Origin of the sequence: uncultured Thiodictyon sp. (assembly GCF_903828115.1) — a bacterium.
Taxonomy (GTDB): domain Bacteria; phylum Pseudomonadota; class Gammaproteobacteria; order Chromatiales; family Chromatiaceae; genus Thiodictyon.
On the sequence record NZ_CAIKKU010000191.1, the window covers coordinates 1 to 4,073 of the forward strand.

Annotated in this window: 5 protein-coding genes; 2 read left to right on the plus strand and 3 right to left on the minus strand. The window is 68.0% G+C overall.

Translation table 11 applies throughout. From position 1 onward, the window contains the following. The 3 genes from QZY48_RS06985 to QZY48_RS06995 form a co-directional block, all read right to left on the minus strand. A partial coding sequence (locus QZY48_RS06985) for an Rpn family recombination-promoting nuclease/putative transposase (protein WP_295429443.1) occupies positions 1-428 on the minus strand: 428 nt, incomplete at its 3' end. Positions 429-687: 259 nt separating this feature from the next. Beyond that, positions 688-819: a hypothetical protein gene (locus QZY48_RS06990; protein ID WP_295429434.1), complete on the minus strand. Its 132-nt coding sequence runs from the start codon at positions 817-819 to the stop codon at positions 688-690. 358 nt (positions 820-1,177) lie between these two features. Then, on the minus strand, positions 1,178-1,324 hold the full coding sequence (locus QZY48_RS06995; protein ID WP_295429436.1) for a hypothetical protein: 147 nt from the start codon (positions 1,322-1,324) through the stop codon (positions 1,178-1,180). 706 nt (positions 1,325-2,030) lie between these two features. Between QZY48_RS06995 and QZY48_RS07000 the strand changes: the two genes are divergently transcribed. Further along, complete coding sequence (locus QZY48_RS07000) at positions 2,031-3,002, plus strand: alpha/beta hydrolase (protein ID WP_295429438.1); 972 nt, start codon at positions 2,031-2,033, stop codon at positions 3,000-3,002. 130 nt (positions 3,003-3,132) lie between these two features. Further along, a complete protein-coding gene (locus QZY48_RS07005) occupies positions 3,133-3,939 on the plus strand; it encodes an aldo/keto reductase (protein WP_295429440.1) in 807 nt (268 codons plus the stop codon). The last annotated feature ends 134 nt before the right edge of the window (positions 3,940-4,073 follow it).

A 4,073-nucleotide genomic window follows, 5' to 3' on the forward strand; every position in this document is an offset into this window, starting at 1 on the left:
CCTTCGTCGAGCAGCAGGTAGGACCAGTGGGGGCGATAGTGTGCCAGCCCGCCCGGGGCCGGGTCGATCAGCGCGGACAGTTCCGTCGGCGCCGTCCAGCGCAACTCGCCGTTGTAGAGGACCACCGGCAGCACCGGCGGGAGGGTCCCGGCCGTGGTCAGGGCCTTTTGCGCGATCAGGTCCTGATACAGGAGCGAGATATAGCAGGCGATCCGCACCGCCATGAAATGGTCCACCGTGCTCTGGAACTCAATCAGGATATAGACGTAGCACCAGCCGTCGGCCCAGCGCAGGCGCCAGATGATGTCGTCTTCGCGGTCGCGGTAATCGTCGGTGACATAGCTGCCCTTGACCGTCTCCAGCGAGGCCAGGTCCAGGGACGCGACCCAGTCATCGCGCACGAAGCCGGTCAGCAGGTCGCGGACCATCTCGGCGTGGGAGAAGAGCTGCTTATAGCTATGGTCATGGTGGCGCCCGGCGGCCGGGGCGCGCCGTTTGCGGGAACCGCGGGGGTGGCGGGGTCGGGTCATGGCTGGCGTCGGCGGGTTCAGGTGGGTGGCTTGCGCGCGCTGTAGGTCGGCACGGGTGCTCCGTATCATTGAGCCCCATTGTAGCCGGGCCGCGTCCGCTGCGCGGACCTTCACCGGTCGGGTTCGCGCGGGGCTCGGTCCGCACAGCGGACCCAGGTTAGCGCCTGCGCCCATCTAGCCAGCGGACCCGGGCCAGACCCAGCGCCAGCAGCACCATGCCGAGCCCGGCGGTAGCGGCGAACAGCACGAGGGCGAGCCAGTTGGGACCACCGTTGGCTGCATTGGCCACGGCGGGTGCCGACGGGTCCGAGCAGCCAGCCCGGCAGCGCGCCCCAGTCCCGCGGCATACCGTTGAGGGCAAAGTCGAAGAAGCCGGCGAACAGCACCAGCGGGAAACCGAAGACGGGGAGGAAGGTGACCAGGCGGGCGGCGCTGTTCGGCGTAGGCGCGGAGCGCCTGCTCCAGTTCGTCGAGGGTGTGCTCCAACTGCTCCAGTCGATCGCCGATGCCCCAGCGCCGCTCCAGGCTGGCGCGCAGGGCCGCCAGGCGTGGTCGGCGCTGGCGTTCGCCGTCTTGTCCAGACCCCGGCGCAGCGCGACCTTGATGCCGGTCAGGCGGTCGAGGTTGCCGGCCGCCGTGAGCCCCGCTCAACGGCGGTGCTTGAGGTGCCGGTCCATCCGCTCCAACAGGGCCTTGGCCTCGGTGCCCGTCTGTGCGAGCCGCGCGAGCCGCGCACCGACTTGGTCCACCGCGGTCTCCATGGTGCTCTGGAGCAGCGGCTTGCCGCCGCCCATCCCCCGGCCGGTCTACCCCCAGGAGGTCCGGCAGTTGGCCCTGGCGATGGCGGACCGGGGCGCGCCCGCGGTCGCGATCCGGCGAGCGGTTAAGGAAGCCTGCGGGCATGAGGTGGGTTCCAAGAAGTGGTCCAGGGTGTTCAGTGCTTGACAGAGGGCGGCGAAAGGCTAAGGCTCGCTGGCAATCAATGACTGACCGATACTGATCGAAACGCAAGCACTGGCAAGGCCCCAAGGGCGCTGGCCCGGAGCGTGGAACGGGGCTGTCCACAGGGTTGGGGTCTAACCCGGGTGACACTGGTCGGGAATCCCGTTCGACGATGACCCGCAAGTGTTCGCGCCGGGGCTTGCGCTCCTCAATCCATGCTGCCCCTCGGGTCCGGTGGTCCGAGACGGACAGTTGCAGTTCCTCGATTCTGGCCAATCAATGTTGGGTATCCGCATCTCTGGACTGCTGTTCCGACTGGACCGTCGATGTCAGCGTTGCCACTTGCCCGTCCCTTTCCGACAGGGACTGCCGCAGTTCGTATACCAGCGACTGTGTGGCCTCCAGATCCCCGCGGGCCTGGGCGGCGTTCGTTCGGGGCGCGCGGCACTGCTGGGGATCCTTGTGGCGCTGGTCCTGCTTGCCGGATGCGCCGGGGCGTCGCCGTCCAGTCGCGGATCGACGGATCGGTCGGCGCAGCTCGCGACAGCGGTGGCCGTGATGGACGACGGCTATCGGCTGCCGCTGCGCCGCTGGGGGGAGGCCCGCGAGGCGCGGGGAGTGGTGCTCGCCCTGCACGGCTTCAACGAATATGCGGGGACTTTCGCACCACTGGGTACCTATCTCGCCGCCCGCGGCTTCCTCGTCTACGCCTGCGACCAGCGTGGCTTCGGTGCGACGGCGGGGCGCGGCCATTGGGCGGGCGAGGATCGTATGATGGCGGACCTGCGTGCCGTCGCCGCCTTGCTGCACCAGCGCCATCCCCGCCTGCCCCTTTATCTTTTGGGGGAGAGTATGGGCGGCGCAGTGGTGATGGCCGCCGGCACCACGACCGACGTGGCGGGTGTCGTGCTGATCGCCCCCGCCGTCTGGTCGCGCGACACCATGCCCGCCGTTCAGCGCCTGGCGCTCGCCATCGCCGCCAGCACCGTGCCGTGGCTGGAGGTGACGGGTAAGGGCATCCGCCGCCCGCCCACCGACAACCGACCAATGCTGCGCGCCCTCGCCGCCGACCCCCAGGTGATCAAGGCGACCCGGATCAAGGCCCTGTGGGGGGTCACCAATCTGATGGACCGCGCCCGCGCCGCGGCCCCCCACCTGCCGCGGCCAGCCCTGGTGCTCTACGGCGAGCATGACCGGATCGTCCCCCGCAAGGCCTTCTGCGCCACGCTTGACGACCTGCCCGCTTCGGCCCCGGACCTGCGTCTGGTGCTCTATGCGCGGGGCTGGCACATGCTGACCCGCGATCTGCAAGGGGAGCGTGCGCTGGCCGACATCGCCGCCTGGCTCGCAAACCCCGCCGCCCCGCTGCCCTCGGGCGAGGAGACTGCCTGCGGCAGCCAGCGGCTGCGCGGCTTTTGCGCGGTCACCGGCGATGCCAACGCCGGGCGCCCTAACCTGGTCGGCGCCAGGGCTCCCGAGCCACTGCGCTCCCGAGCATCGCCGCTGCCGGCTGTCGTTGAAGGTTTTTAGGTATCGTGGAACACGATGCACAGCGCCGTCGGCGAGTCGAGCAGCCACGAAGCACTGTCGCGGACCTGGTTCGCGTCGATCGCGGACTTAAGTGCCGCATTCCGACTCATTCACCAACGAGGATCTATCGATGTCATTCCGCATGAATGCCCGCGCACTCGGACACGGCGGCCTGCGGGTCTCGGCGCTGGGGCTCGGCTGCATGGGCATGAGCGATTTCTATGGGCAGCGCGACGATGCGGAATCGATTGCCACCATTCACCGCGCCATCGATCTTGGCCTCACCTTGATCGATACGGCTGATATGTATGGACCCTGGACGAATGAGGAACTGGTCGGCACCGCGATCAAGGACCGACGTGAGCGCGTGATGCTTGCCACGAAGTTCGGCATCGTGCGCGATCCGCACGATGCGTCCAAACGCGGCGTCTGCGGTACGCCCGACTATGTTCGCGCGGCCTGCGATGCGAGCCTGCGCCGGCTCGGGGGCGAGGTCATCGATCTGTATTATCAGCATCGCGTCGATCCGCAGACGCCGATCGAAGAGACTGTCGGCGCAATGGCCGATCTCGTGCGCGCCGGCAAGGTGCGGTACCTGGGTCTGTCCGAGGCCGGACCCCGGACGCTGCGCCGCGCGCAGGCGGCGCACCCCATCGCCGTGTTGCAGACCGAATACTCGCTCTGGTCACGCGAACCCGAGGCTGAGACCCTCGCGGTCTGCCGCGAATTGGGCATTGGTTTCGTTGCCTATGCTCCGCTCGGGCGCGGTTTTCTCACGGGCAGCATCAAGCGCTTCGAGGATTTCGCGCCCGACGATTACCGGCGCCATTCGCCGCGCTTCCAGGGGGAGAATTTTCAAACGAACCTCGACCTCGTCCGGCATATCCAAGCGCTGGCCACCGAGAAAGGCTGCACGGCCGCGCAACTAAGAAGCTAAGCTGAATCGGTGGAGCGAGAGCGACACCGATTTCAGCTTGAGCGATAGCTAGGTTCCCGCCGTCCCGACAACCTGGTGCCTGCCGAACCAATAGCAGCGCGCCGAGGGCGGCGGAAAAAATTCTTTCCGTTCAG